This window comes from Pseudomonas sp. Z3-8, from assembly GCF_051131975.1.
Lineage (GTDB): Bacteria > Pseudomonadota > Gammaproteobacteria > Pseudomonadales > Pseudomonadaceae > Aquipseudomonas.
Window position 1 is genome coordinate 1,840,921 of the sequence record NZ_CP071643.1, and the last position, 17,581, is coordinate 1,858,501.

The window sequence follows — 17,581 nt, forward strand, 5'->3', positions numbered from 1 at the left end:
CGATGAATGCCGGTCTGTTTATTCCTGAGCTGGGCCATCTGGCGATGATCCTGGCCCTGTGTTTTTCCCTGGTCCAGGCGGTTGTGCCGTTGCTCGGCGCCTGGCGTGGCGACCGCTTGTGGATGAGCCTCGCCCAGCCGGCGGCATGGGGGCAGTTTGCGTTCATGCTGTTCGCGTTCGGTTGCCTGACCTACGCGTTCATGGCCGACGATTTTTCCGTGGCCTATGTCGCCAGCAACTCCAACAGCGCCTTGCCCTGGTACTACAAGTTCAGCGCGGTGTGGGGCGCCCACGAAGGTTCGTTGCTGCTCTGGGCGTTGATTCTTGCCGGCTGGACCTTCGCGGTGTCAGTGTTCTCCCGACAGTTGCCGCAAGTGATGCTGGCCCGGGTGCTGGCGGTGATGGGCATGATCAGCATCGGTTTCCTGCTGTTCCTCATCCTCACGTCAAACCCGTTCGAGCGCATCCTGCCGCAAGTGCCGATGGACGGCCGCGACCTCAACCCGTTGCTTCAGGACATCGGTCTGATCGTCCATCCGCCGATGCTCTACATGGGCTACGTCGGCTTTTCCGTGGCCTTCGCGTTCGCCATCGCCGCTTTGCTCGGTGGTCGCCTCGACGCCGCGTGGGCGCGCTGGTCGCGGCCATGGACCATTGTCGCCTGGGCCTTCCTCGGGATCGGCATCACCCTCGGGTCGTGGTGGGCCTATTACGAACTCGGCTGGGGCGGCTGGTGGTTCTGGGACCCGGTGGAGAACGCCTCCTTCATGCCATGGCTGGTCGGCACGGCGCTGATCCACTCCCTGGCCGTCACTGAAAAACGCGGCGTGTTCAAGAGCTGGACCGTGCTGCTGGCGATCGCGGCGTTCTCGCTGAGCCTGCTCGGGACCTTCCTGGTGCGCTCCGGCGTGCTGACCTCGGTGCATGCCTTCGCCTCGGACCCCGAGCGTGGCGTATTCATCCTGATGTTCCTGCTGTTCGTGGTCGGCGGTTCGCTGACGCTGTTCGCCCTGCGTGCACCGGTAGTGAAAAGCCAGGTAGGCTTCAACCTCTGGTCCCGGGAAACCCTGCTGCTGGGCAATAACCTGGTACTGGTGGTGGCGGCGTCCATGATCCTCCTCGGGACGCTGTATCCGCTGGTGCTCGATGCGTTGTCCGGCGCCAAGCTGTCGGTCGGCCCGCCGTATTTCAACGCATTGTTCATTCCGCTGATGGCGATCCTGATGGTGGTGATGGCGATCGGTGTGCTGGTGCGCTGGAAGGACACGCCGGTCAAATGGCTGCTGGGCATGCTCACGCCGGTGCTGCTCGGCACCGCCGCCCTGGCCGTGGTGGCGGGCATCGCTTATGGCGACTTCAACTGGGCGGTGCTGGCGACATTCGTGCTGGCGGCGTGGGTATTGCTGGCGGGCGTGCGGGATATTTTCGACAAGACTCGCCATAAAGGCCTTGTCAAAGGTCTGCCGACCCTGACTCGCAGTTACTGGGGCATGCAGCTCGCCCACCTGGGGATCGCCGTCTGCGCCCTCGGTGTGGTGCTGTCCAGCCAGAACAGCGCCGAACGCGACCTGCGCCTGGCACCGGGCGAGTCCATGGACCTGGGCGGTTATCAGTTCGTTTTCGAGGGCGCCAGGCATTTCGAAGGTCCGAACTTCACGTCCGACAAGGGCACCGTACGGGTCATTCGCGACGGCCAGGAGATCACCGTGCTGCACCCGGAAAAACGCCTCTACACCGTACAGAACTCGGTCATGACCGAAGCCGGGATCGACGCCGGTTTCACCCGCGACCTCTACGTGGCGCTGGGCGAACCCCTCGGTGATGGCGCCTGGGCGGTACGCGTCCACGTCAAGCCGTTCGTACGCTGGATCTGGTTCGGTGGCCTGCTCACCGGCCTGGGCGGTGTATTGGCTGCGCTGGATCGACGCTATCGGGTCAAAGTGAAAACCCGGGTGCGCGAAGCCCTGGGCGTGACGGGAGCCACTGCATGAAACGTTGGTTGATGGTGTTGCCGCTGGCGCTGTTTCTGGTGATGGCGGTGTTCCTGTATCGGGGGCTTTACCTGAACCCGTCCGAATTGCCCTCGGCGATGATCGGCAAACCGTTTCCGGAGTTCTCCCTACCATCGGTACAAGGCGACAAGACCCTGACCCGCGCCGACCTGCTGGGCAAGCCGGCGCTGGTCAATGTGTGGGGCACCTGGTGCATCTCCTGCCGGGTCGAACATCCGGTGCTGAACAAACTGGCCCAGAACGGCGTGGTGATCTACGGCGTCAACTACAAGGACGTCAATGCCGATGCCTTGAAGTGGCTGGCCGAATTCCACAACCCGTATCAACTGGACATCCGTGATGAAGAGGGCACCCTCGGCCTGAACCTGGGCGTCTATGGGGCGCCGGAAACTTTCTTCATCGACGCCAAGGGCATCATTCGCGACAAGTTCATCGGGGTGATCGACGAACAGGTCTGGCGCGAGAAGCTGGCCGGCAAATATCAGGCGCTGGTGGACGAGGCCAAGCCATGAGGCGCTGGTTAGCGGCTGCCGTTCTCGGCTTGAGCCTGGCGGGTGTGGCCCACGCCGCCATCGACACTTACGAATTTGCCAACGATGCCGAGCGCGAGCGGTTTCGCGAACTGACCAAGGAACTGCGCTGCCCCAAGTGTCAGAACCAGGACATCGCCGACTCCAACGCGCCGATTGCCGCCGACCTGCGCAAGGAGATCTTCCGCATGCTCGGCGAGGGCAAGGACAACCAGCAGATCATCGACTTCATGGTCGATCGCTACGGTGAGTTCGTGCGCTACAACCCGGCGCTGTCTTCCAAGACCGCGCTGCTCTGGTTCGGCCCCGCCGGGCTGCTGCTCGGTGGTTTCGTCGTCATCGCGGTGATCGTGCGTCGCCGCCGGGTCCAGCGCACTGCCGCCCCGGACACGCTTTCTGTCGAAGAGCGCCAGCGCCTCGACCAACTGTTGGATAAAACCAAGCATGATTGATTTCTGGCTCGCCGCAGGTCTGCTTCTCCTGGTTGCCCTGAGTTTTCTGTTGATCCCCGTGTTGCGTGGCCGTCGCGCCCAGTTGGAAGAAGACCGTACTGCGCTGAACGTGGCGCTGTACCAGGAGCGCGTCGCCGAACTGCAGGCCGAGCGGGAGGAGGGCGTGCTCAACACCGCGCAACTGGACACCGGTCGCGCCGAGGCCGCCCGTGAATTGCTCGCCGACACCGAGGGCGCCGAGGCGCCGCGCGAATCGCGACTGGGCAAGCCGTTGCCGCTGCTCGCGGCGGTATTGGTGCCGGTATTGGGCCTGGCGCTGTACCTGCATTTCGGCGCAAGCGACAAGGTCGAGCTGACCCGTGAATTCGCCCAGGCGCCCAAGTCCATGGAAGAAATGACTTTGCGCCTGGAGCGCGCGGTGGCGGCACAACCGGATTCCGCCGAAGGTTTGTATTTCCTCGGGCGGACCTACATGGCGCAGGATCGGCCGGCGGATGCGGCAAAGATCTTCGAGCGCACCGTGGCACTGGCCGGCCGCCAGCCCGAGCTGCTCGGACAGTGGGCCCAGGCGCAGTATTTTGCCGACGGCAAGAAATGGTCGGACAAGGTCCAGGCCCTCACCGATGAGGCGCTGAAGCTCGATCCGAAGGAAGTCACCAGCCTCGGCCTGTTGGGCATCGCCGCGTTCGAAGGCGAGCGCTATCAGGAGGCGATCGATTACTGGGGCCGCCTGCTGGCGCAGTTGCCCGAAGGCGACAAGTCGCGGGAGGCGTTGCAGGGGGGCATCACTCGCGCCACCGAGAAGCTGCAAGCCAATGGCGGCCAGGTTGCCCAAGCGCCGGTCGCCAAGCCTGCGGCGCTGCTCAAGGTCCGTGTCGAGCTCGATCCGGGCCTCAAAGCCAAGGTGCAGCCGGGCGACAGCGTGTTCATTTTCGCTCGCGCCGTGTCCGGCCCGCCCGCGCCGTTGGCGGCCAGGCGCCTGACCGTCGCCGACCTGCCGGCCAGCGTCGAGCTGGGTGACGCTGATGCGATGATGCCGCAGCTGAAACTGTCGAACTTCCCTGAAGTCCAACTGGTGGCGCGCATTTCCCGAGCCGGCCAACCCACCGCCGGCGAATGGATCGGTCGCAGCCAGCCCCTGGCGAGCAGCACCACGGCGCTACAACAATTGATTATCGACAGTCCGGACCAATGACAGGAATTCGCACCATGACCGCCATCGCTCGTATGACCCTGCTCACCCTCGTCCTGGGCCTGAGCGCTTGTGCGGTCCAGCGTCCACCGGAGCCTTCGGCGCCATTGCCACCGATTCCGCCTTCGACGCCGACCACCAAACCAGGCCCGTCGACCGCGCCCGGCAAACCCGTGACCCCGAACAAACCGGCCAAGCCGCTGCCGCGCACATCCGCCAGTTTCGCTCCACCACCAGGCGGCAACAGCCACTGGGACGCCAAGCTCGGGGTCTATGTGCTGGACAAGCAGCCCAACACGTTCTATCGCCAGCGCACCTATTATCGTTGGAACAACGGCTGGAGCCGCTCCGTCAGCCCGAACGGCCCGTGGGAAGAGACCACCATCGAAGGCGTACCGGCGGGGCTCGGACAGAAGTTTCACTGAAGCCTGGGCCCTGGTGGCGAGGGAGCTTGCTCCCTCGCCACCAGAAGGTTCGACCTGTCATCCCCAGCGTCGTAGAATGCGCGCCTTTGCGAGCCTTCACTGGCCAACGCGTATTGATCGGAGCACCTGACCATGACGACCACCCCGACCGGCGACTACCTGGAAACCCTCTACGAAGGCTATGGCCAGCGTTTTCGCATGGACAAGCTGCTGCACGAAGTGCGCACCGAGCACCAGCACCTGGTGATTTTCGAAAACCCGCGCATGGGCCGGGTCATGGCCCTGGATGGTGTCATCCAGACCACCGAAGCCGATGAATTCATCTATCACGAGATGCTCACCCACGTACCCATCCTCGCCCATGGCGCAGTCAAGCGCGTGCTGATCATCGGTGGCGGTGACGGCGGCATGCTCCGTGAAGTGACCAAGCACGTCGGCATCGAGCACATCACCATGGTGGAGATCGATGGCACGGTGGTGGACATGTGCAAAGAGTTCCTGCCCAACCACTCCAAGGGTGCCTACGACGACCCGCGGCTGAACCTGGTGATCGACGATGGCATGCGTTTCGTCGCCACCACCCAAGAGAAATTCGACGTCATCATTTCCGATTCCACCGACCCGATCGGCCCGGGCGAAGTGCTGTTCTCGGAAAACTTCTACCAGGCTTGCCATCGCTGCCTGAACGAAGGCGGGATCCTGGTGACCCAGAACGGCACGCCGTTCATGCAACTGGGCGAAGTGCAGACCACCGCCGGACGCTTGCACGGCCTGTTCGCCGACTGGCATTTCTACCAGGCCGCTGTGCCGACCTACATCGGCGGCGCCATGACCTTCGCCTGGGGCTCGACTGATACCGCTCACCGCAAGCTTTCTCGCGAAACCCTGCGCGAGCGCTTCATTGGCAGCGGTATCGTGACGCGCTACTACAACCCCGAGATTCACCTGGGCGCGTTCGCCATGCCGCAGTATGTGCTGCAGGCAATCAGCAAGCCGAGCAACGACTGAGGCCCCGGCAATTGAGGCGAGATGCTTCTGTGGCGAGGGAGCTTGCTCCCGCTGGGGCGCGAAGCGGCCCTCCTGGATCTACCTGACACACCCAGTTGCCTCAGCGTGTGTTGGGGGCCGCTTCGCAGCCCAGCGGGAGCAAACTCCCTCGCCACAAGGGCGCTGGGGTGCTTTTGTATTTCCAGATATTCATTGAACGAAATTTTCACCAAGTCTTGTCGACAATCCCCCGCGCTCTGTCGCCAGCGGTTATTTAATGGCAATGCCATCGCCGTTCGTGCGACATTCGCGCACTTGCGCAAGCCCCGGGCCTGATATCTGGCCAACAGAGGGCGCGCCGTTGTTCTATTTGTCACTCCAACTCCAATAGGTCCTCAAACGACATGGCAATCCCGGACGCCCTGAGTCAGCAGCGCACCACGCATCGCCTGCTGCAACCGACCGTCAAATCGCACCTGGCCTACACGTTGCTCTGTGCGTTGGTGATGATGGTCATGCTGAGCCTGCTGCGCGTTGCGCTGCTGGTCTACAACCGCGAGATGATCCTTGATACACCGGCCTCTACCTTCGTCGAAGCGTTCGCCAACGGCCTGCGTTTCGACCTGCGCCTGGTGGTCTACCTGTGCATCCCGCTGCTGCTGGCCCTGTTCAGCGCACGGGCGATGGCGGCACGTGGATTCTTTCGTTTCTGGCTGACCGTCACGTCCAGCATCGCGCTGTTTCTCGGCTTGATGGAAATGGACTTCTACCGCGAGTTCCACCAGCGCCTCAACGGCCTGGTCTTCCAATATGTGCAGGAAGACCCGAAAACCGTCATGAGCATGCTCTGGTACGGTTTCCCGGTGGTGCGCTACCTGCTGGCCTGGGCCGGCGGCACGCTGATACTGGCCCTGGCCTTCAAGGGGGCAGATCGCGCTACCCGGCCACGCGGGCCGTTCAGTGGCGGCACCATCGGCACCCGCCAGATCGCCCCGTGGTATGGCCGCGTCGCGGTGTTCCTGGTCTGCCTGGTGGTGGCCGTCGCCGCCGCCCGTGGCACCTTGCGCCAAGGCCCGCCCCTGCGTTGGGGCGACGTCTATACCACCGATTCGAACTTCGCCAACCAGTTGGGCCTCAACGGTACGCTTTCGCTGGTGGCGGCGGCCAAGAGCCGGATGTCCGAACACCGTGACAATGTCTGGAAGGCCACCCTCGAGTCGTCGCTGGCGCAGCAGACCGTGCGCGACATGCTGGTGATGCCCGACGACAAGCTCGTCGACGCCGGGACTGCCGCGGTAAGACGCGACTACACGCCGCCGGCCGACAAGACACTGCCGATCAAGAACGTGGTGGTGATCCTGATGGAAAGCATGGCCGGTCACTCGGTGGGCGCCCTGGGCGCGCCGGGTAACATCACGCCATACCTGGACAAGCTGTCCAAGGAAGGCCTGCTGTTCGACCGCTTCTTCTCCAACGGCACCCACACCCACCAGGGCATGTTCGCCACCATGGCGTGTTTCCCGAACCTGCCGGGTTTCGAATACCTGATGCAGACACCGGAAGGCAGTCACAAACTCTCGGGCCTGCCGCAACTGCTCAGCGCGCGTAACTACGACGATGTGTATGTCTACAACGGCGATTTCGCCTGGGACAACCAGTCGGGTTTCTTCAGCAACCAGGGCATGACCACGTTCATCGGGCGCAATGACTATGTGAACCCGGTGTTCTCCGACCCGACCTGGGGCGTGTCCGACCAGGACATGTTCGACCGTGGCCTGATCGAGCTCAAGGCGCGCGAGAACGGCAAGCCGTTCTATACCTTGCTGCAGACCCTGTCCAACCACACGCCTTACGCACTGCCGACGCCGTTGCCGGTCGAGCCGGTCACGGACCGTGGTCGCCTGAACGAACACTTGACCGCCATGCGTTACTCCGATTGGGCGCTGGGGCAGTTCTTCGAGAAGGCGCGCAAGGAGCCTTACTTCAAGGAAACCCTGTTTGTCGTGGTTGGCGACCATGGCTTCGGCAACGAGCGCCAGATCACCGAAATGGACCTTGGCCGCTTCAACGTGCCGATGTTGCTGATCGGCCCGGGTATCCAGGAAAAATTCGGCCAGCGCAGCCACACCGTGGGCACCCAGGTCGATATCGTTCCAACCATCATGGGACGGCTCGGCGGGCAGGTGCGTAACCAGTGCTGGGGCCGTGACCTGTTGAACCTGCCGTCAGGCGACACCGGGTTTGGCGTGATCAAGCCGTCGGGCAGCGACCAGACCACCGCGATCATTCGCGACGACACGATTCTGGTGCTGCCGGAAGAAAAGGCCATGCCAGCGAAGCTGTTCCGCTATCAGCTGGGGGCCAATCCGCATGCCGAGATCATCCCGGACGCACCTGACACCGCAGAGATGAAACTCAAGCTCGAGGCGTTCCTGCAAACCGCGACCAAGAGCCTGCTGGATAACACCGCCGGTGTTGTTGACGGCAAGCCGGACTGATAATCGCGACGTATAAAAAAGAGGCCTCGAAGGCCTCTTTTTTTACGCTTGGTGTTTTATATCTTGCCAAGTAACAACAAGATCAACAGCACGACCAGCACAACGCCGATGATACCGGACGGGCCATAACCCCAACTTCTGGAGTGCGGGAAGACCGGAAGGCCACCGATCAGCAGGAGGATCAGGATGATGATAAGAATAGTGCCCATTGTTGATTTCCTTATTGGTCAGTTCTGGAGTGATGTAACTTTCAACTGCCAGCGCGCATGCGTTGAATCCGGGCGGCTTATTAAGTCCGACCGTAACGTCCTGTAAAAAATTCAATGTTTTTTGTTGTTAGTCTATTGATGCCAGACGCTGCCTTTGGTGGCGAGGGGATTTATCCCCGTTGGGTCGCGTAGCGGCCCCCTTCCATTTTGGCCAGTTGGCTCAGGCAAACAACGGGGATAAATCCCCTCGCCACGGAAGCGTTGGCAATCAAAACCCTCCACGGTTTGCCCTCGCCATTCAGCAATCTGATGGTGCATGGGTCTGTTCGGGTCCTTCGCTACACTCGGCGCATCTCTCCCGGAACAACAAGGCTGTTTCCCTATGCAAAATCGCATGATGATCACCGGTGCCGGCTCCGGCCTGGGCCGCGAAATCGCGCTGCGCTGGGCCCGTGAAGGCTGGCACCTGGCCCTGTCCGATGTCAGCGAGCCCGGCCTTCAGGAAACCCTCAGGCTGGTGCGCGATGCCGGTGGCGAGGGTTTCGTCCAGCGCTGTGACGTGCGCGACTACAGCCAGCTCACCGCATTCGCCCAGGCCTGCGAGGAGAAGCTTGGCGGCATCGATATTATCGTCAATAACGCTGGCGTGGCTTCGGGCGGGTTCTTCAGCGAGCTCTCGCTGGAGGATTGGGACTGGCAGATCGCAATCAACCTGATGGGGGTGGTCAAGGGCTGCAAGGCGTTCCTGCCACTGCTGGAAAAAAGCCGCGGCAAGATCATCAACATCGCCTCCATGGCGGCGCTGATGCAGGGGCCTGCCATGAGCAACTACAACGTGGCCAAGGCCGGCGTCGTGGCGCTGTCGGAAAGCCTGCTGGTCGAGCTGGCCCAGCAGGAAATCGGCGTGCATGTGGTATGTCCGTCGTTCTTCCAGACCAACCTGCTGGACTCGTTCCGTGGCCCGACCCCGGCCATGAAGGCCCAAGTGGGCAAACTGCTGGAAAGCTCGCCGATCAGCGCGGCGGACATTGCCGATTACATCTACCAGCATGTCGCCCTGGGTGAATTCATGATCCTGCCCCACGAGCAGGGGCGCATGGCCTGGGCCCTCAAACAGAAAAATCCACAACTGCTGTACGACGAAATGACCGCCATGGCCGACAAGATGCGCGCCAAGGCACGGCAGGGCTGAGTTGACCTGATTGCCGGGTGTCCTCAGGATGGCGCCATTCGTGCCTTCCTGATGGACATAGCAATGCTCAATTACCTGTGGTTTTTTCTCGCCGCGCTGTTCGAGATCGCTGGCTGCTACGCCTTCTGGATGTGGTTGCGCCAGGGCAAGAGTGCCTGGTGGATCGTGCCGGCACTGCTAAGCCTTGCGTTGTTCGCCCTGTTGCTGACGCGCATCGAAGCCACTTATGCCGGTCGCGCCTACGCCGCCTACGGTGGCATCTACATCATCGCCTCGATCGGCTGGCTGGCCGTAGTGGAACGGGTGCGGCCGCTGGGTTCCGACTGGGTCGGCGTGGCCCTCTGTGTCGTGGGGGCCAGCGTGATTCTGTTCGGTCCACGTTTTTCGGGGCCGTAAACTGCCGTTTCGGCGTGGTTTTGCAGGACATTTCCTTCAGCCAACGGACAGTTGTTTGTAGGGGGTTACTGAATTCCCGTCGGTATCTTGTGCTCGGAAAACAGGCCGTGCATGGTCAATGTCCAATCACTCTTAAGGACAAGACCATGCTCGTATTAAGCCGTACCGTAGGTGAGTTGATTTCCATCGGTGATGAAATTTCCGTCCGCGTGCTGTCGATCAGCGGCGGAACCGTGCGCTTTGGCGTAGAAGCGCCCCGGCACGTGGAGGTTCATCGTTCCGAGGTCTACGACAGGATCCAGAGAAAAAAGGCCGAGTCCGACCGCAAGGTCGGTTAATCGAACAGATGTCTGGGCACATCGTGCTTGAGCATCAATTGGCATTGTTCGCTTTCGGGATCGAAGACAATCATGGCCTGGCCTTTGGTCAGGGCCTGCCGGACCCGCAGGACGCGGGTTTCCAGCGGGGTATCGTCGCCATTGTCAGTACCGTCACGGGTGACGAAATCCTCGATCAGGCGGGTGAGCGTATCGACTTCGAGTTGGTCGTAGGGGATCAGCATGGTGGGGCTCCGCAAAACAATAGAGCGGATGCTACGGTGGATGCGCTGCTGCGGCTAGCCTGAGTTCTGTAGAACCATGTGGGCTCATCGCGAGCAGGCTCGCTCCCACCTGGATGGCGTAATTACCTTGCGGTAGAGAGCCTGCTCGCGAAAGCATCGTAAGAATCGATAAGGGCTTGGTTCAGCTATCCGAGCGCTGCCCAATCAGGCTGTCCACCGACGGCACGCGGGTGTCGCTTTCCATCTGCGCATCGTGCTCGATCTGATGGCTGAAGCGATCCAGTGATCCCTGGGCCGGTTGAGCGTCGCTGGCAAATACCGGCGGGCTTAGAATGTAGGCACCGAGCAGGCGGCTCAGCGCGGCCAGGCTGTCGATATGGGTGCGTTCGTAGCCATGGGTCGCGTCGCAGCCGAAGGCGAGCAGGGCGGTGCGGATGTCGTGCCCGGCGGTAATCGCCGAATGGGCGTCGCTGAAGTAATAGCGAAACAGGTCGCGGCGCGCCGGCAGTTCGTGCTCCTTGGCCAGCTTCAGCAAATGTCGCGACAAGTGGTAGTCGTACGGGCCTCCGGAATCCTGCATCGCCACGCTCACGGCGTGTTCGCTGGAGTGCTGGCCTGGCGCGACCGGTGCAATGTCTATCCCGACGAATTCGCTCACGTCCCAAGGCAGCGCGGCCGCCGCGCCGCTGCCGGTTTCCTCGGTGATGGTGAACAGCGGGTGGCAGTCGATCAACAGTTCCTCGCCACTGTCGACAATCGCCTTGAGCGCCGCCAGCAACGCGGCGACCCCGGCCTTGTCATCCAGGTGACGGGCGCTGATATGGCCGCTTTCGGTGAACTCCGGCAAGGGGTCGAACGCCACATAGTCGCCGATGCCCACCCCCAACGTTTCGCAATCGGCGCGGGTGGCGCAGTAGGCGTCCAGGCGCAGTTCGATGTGGTCCCAACTGATGGGCATCTCATCCACGGCGGTGTTGAACGCGTGCCCGGAAGCCATCAGCGGCAGCACGCTGCCACGGATCACCCCAGTGTCGGTAAACAGGCTGACCCGGCTGCCCTCGGCAAAGCGGCTCGACCAGCAACCCACCGGCGCCAGCGTCAGGCGGCCGTTGTCCTTGATGGCGCGAACCGAGGCGCCGATGGTGTCCAGGTGAGCCGATACGGCCCGGTCGGGGCTGCTCTTGCGGCCCTTGAGGGTGGCGCGGATCGTGCCGCGCCGGGTCATTTCGAAAGGGATGCCCAGCTCTTCGAGTCGCTCGGCAACGTACCGCACGATGGTATCGGTGAAGCCGGTCGGGCTGGGAATGGCGAGCATTTCCAACAGGACTTTCTGCAGGTATGCGAGATCCGGTTCGGGAATTTTGCTGATCATGGAAACTCCTCGCGGAACGTTAAGTTTTGCATAGGGGAACCTAGTGGCAAGGAAGCAACCTCCCTCGCCACGGAGAGAATTTGAGTCAGACCACTGCCTGGCTATGGGGAAACAACAGGTCCACAAAACGCTCGGCAGTGGGTTGCGGTTCGTGGTTGGCTAGGCCGGCGCGTTCGTTGGCTTCGATGAACACGTACTCCGGTTGATCGGCCGCCGGTACCAGCAGGTCGAGGCCGACCATCGGGATGTCCAGCGCCCGCGCGGCGCGCACCGCCGCATCGGCCAGGGTCGGATGGAGGATCGCGGTAACGTCTTCCAGCACGCCGCCGGTATGCAGGTTCGCGGTGCGTCGGACAAACAGATGCTCACCCGCCGGCAGCACGCTGCCATAGTCATACCCGGCCGCGCTCAGCGTTCGCTCGGTCTCGGCATCCATCGGGATCTTGCTTTCGCCCCCGGTAGCCGCCTGCCGCCGCCGGCTCTGCGCCTCGATCAGCGCGCCAATGGTGTGCTGGCCGTCGCCGATCACTTCTGCCGGGCGCCGGATCGCCGCCGCCACGACTTCAAAACCGATCACCAGAATTCGCAAGTCGAGCCCTTCGTGGAAGCTCTCCAGCAGCACGCGGCTGTCGAAGCGCCGAGCCGTTTCGATGGCGTTCTGGACTTCCTCGATGGTCCGCAGGTCCACCGCCACGCCCTGGCCCTGTTCGCCGTCCAGCGGCTTGACCACCACGCGCTCGTGTTCATCGAGAAACGCCAGGTTGTCGTCGGCATTGCCCACCAGCTGTTGCGCCGGCAGGTTCAGGCCGGCGTTTTTCAGCACCTTGTGGGTCAGGCTCTTGTTCTGGCACAGGGTCATGCTGATCGCACTGGTCAAGTCGCTCAGCGATTCCCGGCAGCGAACCCGCCGGCTGCCATGCACCAGGGTGAACAGCCCGGCCTCGGCGTCATCGACCTGAACTTCGATGCCGCGCCGGTGTGCTTCCTCGACGATGATCCGCGCGTACGGGTTGAATTGCGCCTCGGGCCCCGGCCCGAGGAACAACGGCTGGTTGATGCCGTTCTTGCGCTTGATGGCGAAGGTCGAGAGGTTACGGAAGCCGAGCTTGGCGTAGAGATTCTTCGCCAGGCGATTGTCGTGCAGCACCGACAGGTCCAGGTAGCTCAAGCCACGGCTCATGAAATGCTCGATGAGATGGCGCACCAGCACTTCGCCGACGCCAGGCCGCGAACATTGCGGGTCCACCGCCAGGCACCAGAGGCTGCTGCCGTTTTCCGGGTCGTTGAACGCTTTCTGGTGGTTGAGGCCCATGACGCTGCCGATCACCGCGCCGGTGTCGTCGTCTTCGGCCAGCCAGTACACCGGGCCGCCCTGGTGACGCGGGGTCAGGCGCTCGGGATCAATGGGCAGCATGCCGCGAGCCTGGTAGAGCTGATTGATGGCTTGCCAATCGCTGTCGCTCTGGGCCCGGCGGATCCGGAAGCCGCGAAACACTCGCGTGGCTTGGCGATAATCGCTGAACCACAGGCGCAGGGTATCCGACGGGTCCAGGAACAGGTGCGCAGGTTCCAGCCCCAGCACTTGCTGGGGCGCGGCGACATACAAGGCAATGTCGCGCTCGCCGGGTTGCTCGTTGAGCAGCTCCTGGGCCAGGGTCGCCGGGTCCGGAAAGGTATGGCCGATTAGCAAGCGGCCCCAGCCGCAATGCACAGCGATCGGAGCGGCGCCCAGTTCGCTGCCATCTTCGGCCAGGCGCGCCTGCAAGCGTTCGTAGGACGGTGGTTGGCCGCGCAAAAGACGTTGGTTGTGAAGGGTCGGGTGGGGTTTCATCAGTCAGATTCCTTGCTCGCTGAGCCACAGGTTCAGCGCCGCCAATTGCCATAACCGCGAGCCGCGCAAAGGCGTGAGCTGGCCGTTGGGGTCGGTCAGCAAACGGTCGAGCATGGTCGGGTTGAACAAGCCGCGATCCTGGCTCGGGTCCAGCAGCAGTTCGCGAACCCAGGCCAGGGTATTGCCTTCCAGATGCTTGAGCCCTGGGACCGGGAAGTAGCCTTTCTTGCGGTCGATGACCTCGCTGGGGATAACCCGGCGGGCCGCTTCCTTGAGCACCTGCTTGCCGCCATCGGGCAGCTTGAATTTCGCCGGCACCCGTGCGGAAAGCTCCACCAGCCGGTAGTCGAGGAATGGCGTGCGCGCTTCCAGGCCCCAGGCCATGGTCATGTTGTCGACGCGCTTGACCGGGTCGTCCACCAGCATCACGGTGCTGTCCAGGCGCAGGGCCTTGTCGACGGCCGCATCGGCGCCCGGCTGGGCGAAGTGCTCCTTGACGAAGTCACCGGCGGCGTCGTTGGCCGTCAGCCATTCAGGCTGCACGGTCGCGGCATATTCTTCATAGCTGCGGTCGAAGAATGCCGCGCGATAGGCGGCGTACGGGTCGCTGGCGCCGTCCACCTGCGGATACCAGTGGTAACCGGCGAACAGTTCGTCGGCACCCTGGCCGCTTTGCACCACCTTGCAGTGCTTGGCGACTTCCCGCGACAACAGGTAAAAGGCGATGCAGTCGTGGCTGACCATCGGCTCGCTCATGGCGCGAAACGCAGCCGGCAGTTGTTCGATGATTTCTTTCTCATCGATGCGCAACTGATGATGGCGGGTGCCGTAGTGCTTGGCGATCAGGTCCGAATACTGGAACTCGTCACCGCGCTCGCCGCCGGCGTCCTGGAAGCCGATGGAGAAGGTGGACAGGTCTTCCACGCCCACTTCACGCAACAGGCCGACGAGCATGCTCGAATCGACACCGCCCGAGAGCAGCACGCCCACGTCGACGGCGGCGCGCTGGCGAATGGCGACGGCTTCGCGGGTGCTGTCGAGCACGCGATCGATCCAGTCTTCCAGGTTGAGGTTCTGTTCATCGGCCCGTGGGCCATAGGGCAGCGTCCACCAGGTTTTCTGTTCGGTGCGACCGTCCGCTTCGATGCGCATCCAGGTCGCCGGTGGCAGTTTTTCAATGCCCGCCAACAAGGTGCGTGGCGCCGGGACGACCGCGTGGAAATTCAAGTAATGATTGAGGGCGATCGGGTCAAGCACCGGATTGATGTCGCCACCCTTGAGCAGGGCCGGCAACGCCGAGGCAAAGCGCAGGCGCTGGCCGGTACGCGACAGGTACAGCGGCTTGACGCCGAGACGGTCGCGAGCAATGAACAGCCGCTTGGCGTCGCGTTCCCAGATGGCGAAGGCGAACATGCCATTGAGTTTGGGCAGCAGGGCTTCGCCCCAGGCGTGATAACCCTTGAGCAACACTTCGGTGTCGCCGCCAGAGTAGAAGGTGTAGCCCAGGCCTTCGAGTTCGCTGCGCAGTTCCGGGTAGTTGTAGATCGCGCCGTTGAATGCCAGGGACAGGCCCAGTTGATTGTCGATCATCGGCTGGGCCGAACCATCGGACAGGTCCATGATTTTCAGGCGCCGGTGGCCGAGGGCGATCGGCCCCTGGCTATGAAAGCCCCACGCGTCAGGGCCGCGAGGGGCCAGGTGATGGGTGATGCGCTCTACGGCCGCAAGGTCCGCAGGTTGTTGATCGAAACGTAACTCTCCAGCTAATCCGCACATGTGGTGTGAACCCTTTGTATTTCGGCATGTGTGTCGCTACTGGTGATTCTCTCGTACCGTTTTCGTACCACTTCCCACTCGGTCCAGATTATCCAGCTCTGCCAGTCACTTTCGGGAAGTGATCCACTTGGCGTAGGCGGAAAGCAGTACTTGCACGCTGTGCCCGAGCCGGGCGGCGATGAATGCATGGATCCATGCCGGACATCAAACACATCGTGGCGTACATATGGCGCGTGTCATACATTCTGCGATGCCGAATTCCTAACTTCCGCAGCGCGCTCAGCCAGTAGCGTTTGGGACCTGTTTCGGATCGGGTGAATCGCTTCGGCCATCTCCCGATCATTCCGGCGCGAACGATATCGGATCGTTACGCCGTTAAGGTCTGGTTTTTTCGAGTACTCCTAACCCCGGATCGTTCAATAAAACTTACAGAATGCTTTCGTCTTGGCATGCCTTGGTTCCACTCCAGGTTTAGGCCGCTACAAGACAGTGCGGCCTCGGGCCGTACTGCGGTGGGGAAGGTAAGCGTCGATGGCCCGTAGACGCCGTGAGGCGCTGCGCCTCGGCCAGCGCGACTGATTCATGGGCGGAGCATGATGATTGGCGCATAGGACATGTGACTGATTTGCTACAGTGCAATGGCTGAAATCTAGAGAAACAATTCGCGTTAGCGTATCCTGCCACTCTCCGTCAATTGCTAGCGAGCTGAAGCGTGCCGATACAGCTTGATCGGTAGCGGTTCGGCTCCTCAAGACGATTTTAGATCCAGGAAGGGTTAGTATGTCTGCTGTACAAGAGTCCACACGAATAAACAGCCATGGCGAAGCGCTGGTGCCTACTGTTGCAGCCGCAATTTCGCTGCCGATAGTTTTATTTTCTCTCATGGGGTACGACATAAATCCGGCGTTTTTGCTGGCTCCCCTTATCGGTATGGCGTTTCTAAAGAGCTTTGGGCGAACAACGGTTGCCTATATGTCAGCAATGACGCTGGGGCTTGTTTCAATTTTCGTAGCTAACACATTGTTGCCTGATGGCGAGTTGGTCAGGCATATATTGTCCCTGGTCCTCATCATGTTTGCCCCGTCATTTCTTTTTCTTGGGAAATACGTATCCAAGAAACACGGTGTCGATAAGGCATTCTATTGGTTGTCGGTATTTTCGGCATTATTTCTGATCGTTGTTACGGTTCGGATTTTTATGCTTGATCAAGCCGTTCGTATATATATTGGTCCACTTGGACTCGCCGCGATGAATGCGGAATTCTTCGGCTTGCCGGTATTCGCATCATTTGGCGTGTTGAGCCTCGCGCACCTTATCTGTTTGCAGGCAATGGTGCTTTGCGGGGCTTTTATCGCCGGCAAGGCTAGTAAGCCTATGCTGGCGTTATTCTGGATCGCGCTGTTCTGTGCCTCCTTTCTTATCATTGGCAGCGATTCGCGTAGCGCACAAGTTCTACTGGCATGGATCCTGGGAACGATAGTCGTTTATGCATGGCGTCATGCAGGTGCCCGGCGCGTCTGTGGCGTAGCTATACTTGCGATCTTGATGGCGTTTGCTGTTAGTTACTTCAGAGGCATAAGCGAAAGCCGATTGGTGACTTCCATTGAAGCCTTCTCAGGTGATGAGGCTCCAGCAGTAAAAGAAGGTAAAAGTGCACCAAAGGAATGGGAAAAGCAGGCCGATCAATTCGCTACCGGCCGCATCGAATTAATAGTCGCTGGCCTCAAGGAAGTTTCTGTGAGCCCGGTTATCGGCAATGGCTTTGGAAGCTACGGGCGATATGGAGATTCGGCCAACGAACAATCGAAAGGTCTAAAGGCGAACAGTTCCACCCACGTCTATTACTTGACCCTGCTTTGGAAGGGGGGGGTAATTTTCTTTATTCCGTTTATTGCAATGATCCTGCTCAATCTGAGGGCAGCGGTCATCGGTACCAAGGCAACTGAAGGTTCAGCGGAACGCTTCTTTGCCTGGGCCGCCGTCCTAATGGCCTTTGGCCCGATGGCGTTGGCCTGGGACATTCTGATCGTTCCGAGCGCTGGTGCGTTGGCCTTTTTCCTGTTTGGTCTGTTGGGTGGCTTGAAGAATAGAGCCGCGGTGATTCAAGCAATCACATAATCTTCAGTCGGGTTCCAATTTTTTGGTCG

General features: G+C 61.3%; 16 protein-coding genes and 1 pseudogene. 11 read left to right on the plus strand and 6 right to left on the minus strand.

Annotation, left to right across the window (positions count from 1 at the left end):
• Nucleotides 1–2: 2 nt before the first annotated feature.
• From J3P94_RS08625 to J3P94_RS08655, 7 genes are all read left to right on the plus strand, one after another.
• Nucleotides 3–1,991: a heme lyase CcmF/NrfE family subunit gene (locus tag J3P94_RS08625; protein WP_305499652.1), complete on the plus strand. Its 1,989-nt coding sequence runs from the start codon at nucleotides 3–5 to the stop codon at nucleotides 1,989–1,991.
• The gene (locus tag J3P94_RS08630) at nucleotides 1,988–2,524 is read left to right on the plus strand and encodes a DsbE family thiol:disulfide interchange protein (protein ID WP_095963989.1); all 537 of its coding nucleotides are present in this window, start codon (nucleotides 1,988–1,990) and stop codon (nucleotides 2,522–2,524) included. The genes J3P94_RS08625 and J3P94_RS08630 overlap by 4 nt, the downstream gene beginning before the upstream one ends.
• Nucleotides 2,521–2,994 carry a cytochrome c-type biogenesis protein gene (locus tag J3P94_RS08635; protein WP_434572677.1) on the plus strand — a complete coding sequence of 158 codons (474 nt, stop codon included), beginning with the start codon at nucleotides 2,521–2,523 and terminating at the stop codon, nucleotides 2,992–2,994. Before J3P94_RS08630 ends, J3P94_RS08635 begins: the two co-directional genes overlap by 4 nt.
• Nucleotides 2,987–4,189 (plus strand): c-type cytochrome biogenesis protein CcmI, encoded by a 1,203-nt coding sequence (gene ccmI / locus J3P94_RS08640; RefSeq protein ID WP_434572679.1) that lies wholly within the window; start codon nucleotides 2,987–2,989, stop codon nucleotides 4,187–4,189. Before J3P94_RS08635 ends, ccmI begins: the two co-directional genes overlap by 8 nt.
• Before the next feature lie 14 nt (nucleotides 4,190–4,203).
• Nucleotides 4,204–4,611 (plus strand): hypothetical protein, encoded by a 408-nt coding sequence (locus tag J3P94_RS08645; RefSeq protein WP_305499657.1) that lies wholly within the window; start codon nucleotides 4,204–4,206, stop codon nucleotides 4,609–4,611.
• A 132-nt stretch (nucleotides 4,612–4,743) separates the two neighbouring features.
• Nucleotides 4,744–5,619: a polyamine aminopropyltransferase gene (gene speE, locus J3P94_RS08650; RefSeq protein WP_434572681.1), complete on the plus strand. Its 876-nt coding sequence runs from the start codon at nucleotides 4,744–4,746 to the stop codon at nucleotides 5,617–5,619.
• Between the two features lie 383 nt (nucleotides 5,620–6,002).
• Nucleotides 6,003–8,096 (plus strand): LTA synthase family protein, encoded by a 2,094-nt coding sequence (locus J3P94_RS08655; RefSeq protein ID WP_434572682.1) that lies wholly within the window; start codon nucleotides 6,003–6,005, stop codon nucleotides 8,094–8,096.
• Between the two features lie 56 nt (nucleotides 8,097–8,152).
• On the opposite strand, the gene J3P94_RS08660 is transcribed toward J3P94_RS08655, so the two are convergent.
• Complete coding sequence (locus J3P94_RS08660) at nucleotides 8,153–8,305, minus strand: DUF3309 family protein (RefSeq protein WP_018606531.1); 153 nt, start codon at nucleotides 8,303–8,305, stop codon at nucleotides 8,153–8,155.
• Nucleotides 8,306–8,687: 382 nt separating this feature from the next.
• Between J3P94_RS08660 and J3P94_RS08665 the strand changes: the two genes are divergently transcribed.
• The 3 genes from J3P94_RS08665 (at nucleotide 8,688) to csrA (ending at nucleotide 10,231) form a co-directional block, all read left to right on the plus strand.
• On the plus strand, nucleotides 8,688–9,497 hold the full coding sequence (locus J3P94_RS08665) for an SDR family oxidoreductase (protein WP_434572684.1): 810 nt from the start codon (nucleotides 8,688–8,690) through the stop codon (nucleotides 9,495–9,497).
• 63 nt (nucleotides 9,498–9,560) lie between these two features.
• Entirely contained in the window at nucleotides 9,561–9,893 is a 333-nt protein-coding gene (locus tag J3P94_RS08670) for a YnfA family protein (protein ID WP_434572686.1), read from the plus strand.
• 146 nt (nucleotides 9,894–10,039) lie between these two features.
• Nucleotides 10,040–10,231 (plus strand): carbon storage regulator CsrA, encoded by a 192-nt coding sequence (gene csrA, locus J3P94_RS08675; RefSeq protein ID WP_434572688.1) that lies wholly within the window; start codon nucleotides 10,040–10,042, stop codon nucleotides 10,229–10,231.
• Here csrA and J3P94_RS08680 read toward each other — a convergent pair.
• The 5 genes and pseudogenes from J3P94_RS08680 to J3P94_RS08700 form a co-directional block, all read right to left on the minus strand.
• A complete protein-coding gene (locus tag J3P94_RS08680; protein WP_305499664.1) occupies nucleotides 10,228–10,455 on the minus strand; it encodes a YheU family protein in 228 nt (75 codons plus the stop codon). The genes csrA and J3P94_RS08680 overlap by 4 nt on opposite strands.
• Nucleotides 10,456–10,636: 181 nt before the next feature.
• Nucleotides 10,637–11,827 carry an osmoprotectant NAGGN system M42 family peptidase gene (locus tag J3P94_RS08685; RefSeq protein ID WP_434572690.1) on the minus strand — a complete coding sequence of 397 codons (1,191 nt, stop codon included), beginning with the start codon at nucleotides 11,825–11,827 and terminating at the stop codon, nucleotides 10,637–10,639.
• Between the two features lie 85 nt (nucleotides 11,828–11,912).
• Complete coding sequence (ngg, locus tag J3P94_RS08690; protein ID WP_434572691.1) at nucleotides 11,913–13,658, minus strand: N-acetylglutaminylglutamine synthetase; 1,746 nt, start codon at nucleotides 13,656–13,658, stop codon at nucleotides 11,913–11,915.
• A gap of 3 nt (nucleotides 13,659–13,661) precedes the next feature.
• On the minus strand, nucleotides 13,662–15,434 hold the full coding sequence (locus J3P94_RS08695) for an N-acetylglutaminylglutamine amidotransferase (RefSeq protein WP_434572693.1): 1,773 nt from the start codon (nucleotides 15,432–15,434) through the stop codon (nucleotides 13,662–13,664).
• Nucleotides 15,435–15,470: 36 nt separating this feature from the next.
• Nucleotides 15,471–15,860 (minus strand): annotated as a pseudogene (locus J3P94_RS08700) (site-specific integrase); the annotation flags it as partial.
• Between the two features lie 354 nt (nucleotides 15,861–16,214).
• Between J3P94_RS08700 and J3P94_RS08705 the strand changes: the two are divergent.
• Entirely contained in the window at nucleotides 16,215–17,552 is a 1,338-nt protein-coding gene (locus tag J3P94_RS08705) for an O-antigen ligase family protein (protein ID WP_434572695.1), read from the plus strand.
• Nucleotides 17,553–17,581: the final 29 nt, after the last annotated feature.

Excerpts from the sequence above, each read along its gene's own strand:
- J3P94_RS08660 (WP_018606531.1), bottom strand. The coding sequence starts at position 8,305 with ATGGGCACTATTCTTATCATCATCCTGATCCTCCTGCTGATCGGTGGC.
- J3P94_RS08630 (WP_095963989.1), top strand. The coding sequence starts at position 1,988 with ATGAAACGTTGGTTGATGGTGTTGCCGCTGGCGCTGTTTCTGGTGATG.
- J3P94_RS08665 (WP_434572684.1), top strand. The coding sequence starts at position 8,688 with ATGCAAAATCGCATGATGATCACCGGTGCCGGCTCCGGCCTGGGCCGC.
- J3P94_RS08645 (WP_305499657.1), top strand. The coding sequence starts at position 4,204 with ATGACCGCCATCGCTCGTATGACCCTGCTCACCCTCGTCCTGGGCCTG.
- ngg (WP_434572691.1), bottom strand. The coding sequence starts at position 13,658 with ATGAAACCCCACCCGACCCTTCACAACCAACGTCTTTTGCGCGGCCAA.
- J3P94_RS08695 (WP_434572693.1), bottom strand. The coding sequence starts at position 15,434 with ATGTGCGGATTAGCTGGAGAGTTACGTTTCGATCAACAACCTGCGGAC.
- J3P94_RS08635 (WP_434572677.1), top strand. The coding sequence starts at position 2,521 with ATGAGGCGCTGGTTAGCGGCTGCCGTTCTCGGCTTGAGCCTGGCGGGT.
- speE (WP_434572681.1), top strand. The coding sequence starts at position 4,744 with ATGACGACCACCCCGACCGGCGACTACCTGGAAACCCTCTACGAAGGC.
- J3P94_RS08625 (WP_305499652.1), top strand. The coding sequence starts at position 3 with ATGAATGCCGGTCTGTTTATTCCTGAGCTGGGCCATCTGGCGATGATC.
- ccmI (WP_434572679.1), top strand. The coding sequence starts at position 2,987 with ATGATTGATTTCTGGCTCGCCGCAGGTCTGCTTCTCCTGGTTGCCCTG.
- J3P94_RS08670 (WP_434572686.1), top strand. The coding sequence starts at position 9,561 with ATGCTCAATTACCTGTGGTTTTTTCTCGCCGCGCTGTTCGAGATCGCT.
- csrA (WP_434572688.1), top strand. The coding sequence starts at position 10,040 with ATGCTCGTATTAAGCCGTACCGTAGGTGAGTTGATTTCCATCGGTGAT.
- J3P94_RS08680 (WP_305499664.1), bottom strand. The coding sequence starts at position 10,455 with ATGCTGATCCCCTACGACCAACTCGAAGTCGATACGCTCACCCGCCTG.
- J3P94_RS08685 (WP_434572690.1), bottom strand. The coding sequence starts at position 11,827 with ATGATCAGCAAAATTCCCGAACCGGATCTCGCATACCTGCAGAAAGTC.
- J3P94_RS08705 (WP_434572695.1), top strand. The coding sequence starts at position 16,215 with ATGTCTGCTGTACAAGAGTCCACACGAATAAACAGCCATGGCGAAGCG.
- J3P94_RS08655 (WP_434572682.1), top strand. The coding sequence starts at position 6,003 with ATGGCAATCCCGGACGCCCTGAGTCAGCAGCGCACCACGCATCGCCTG.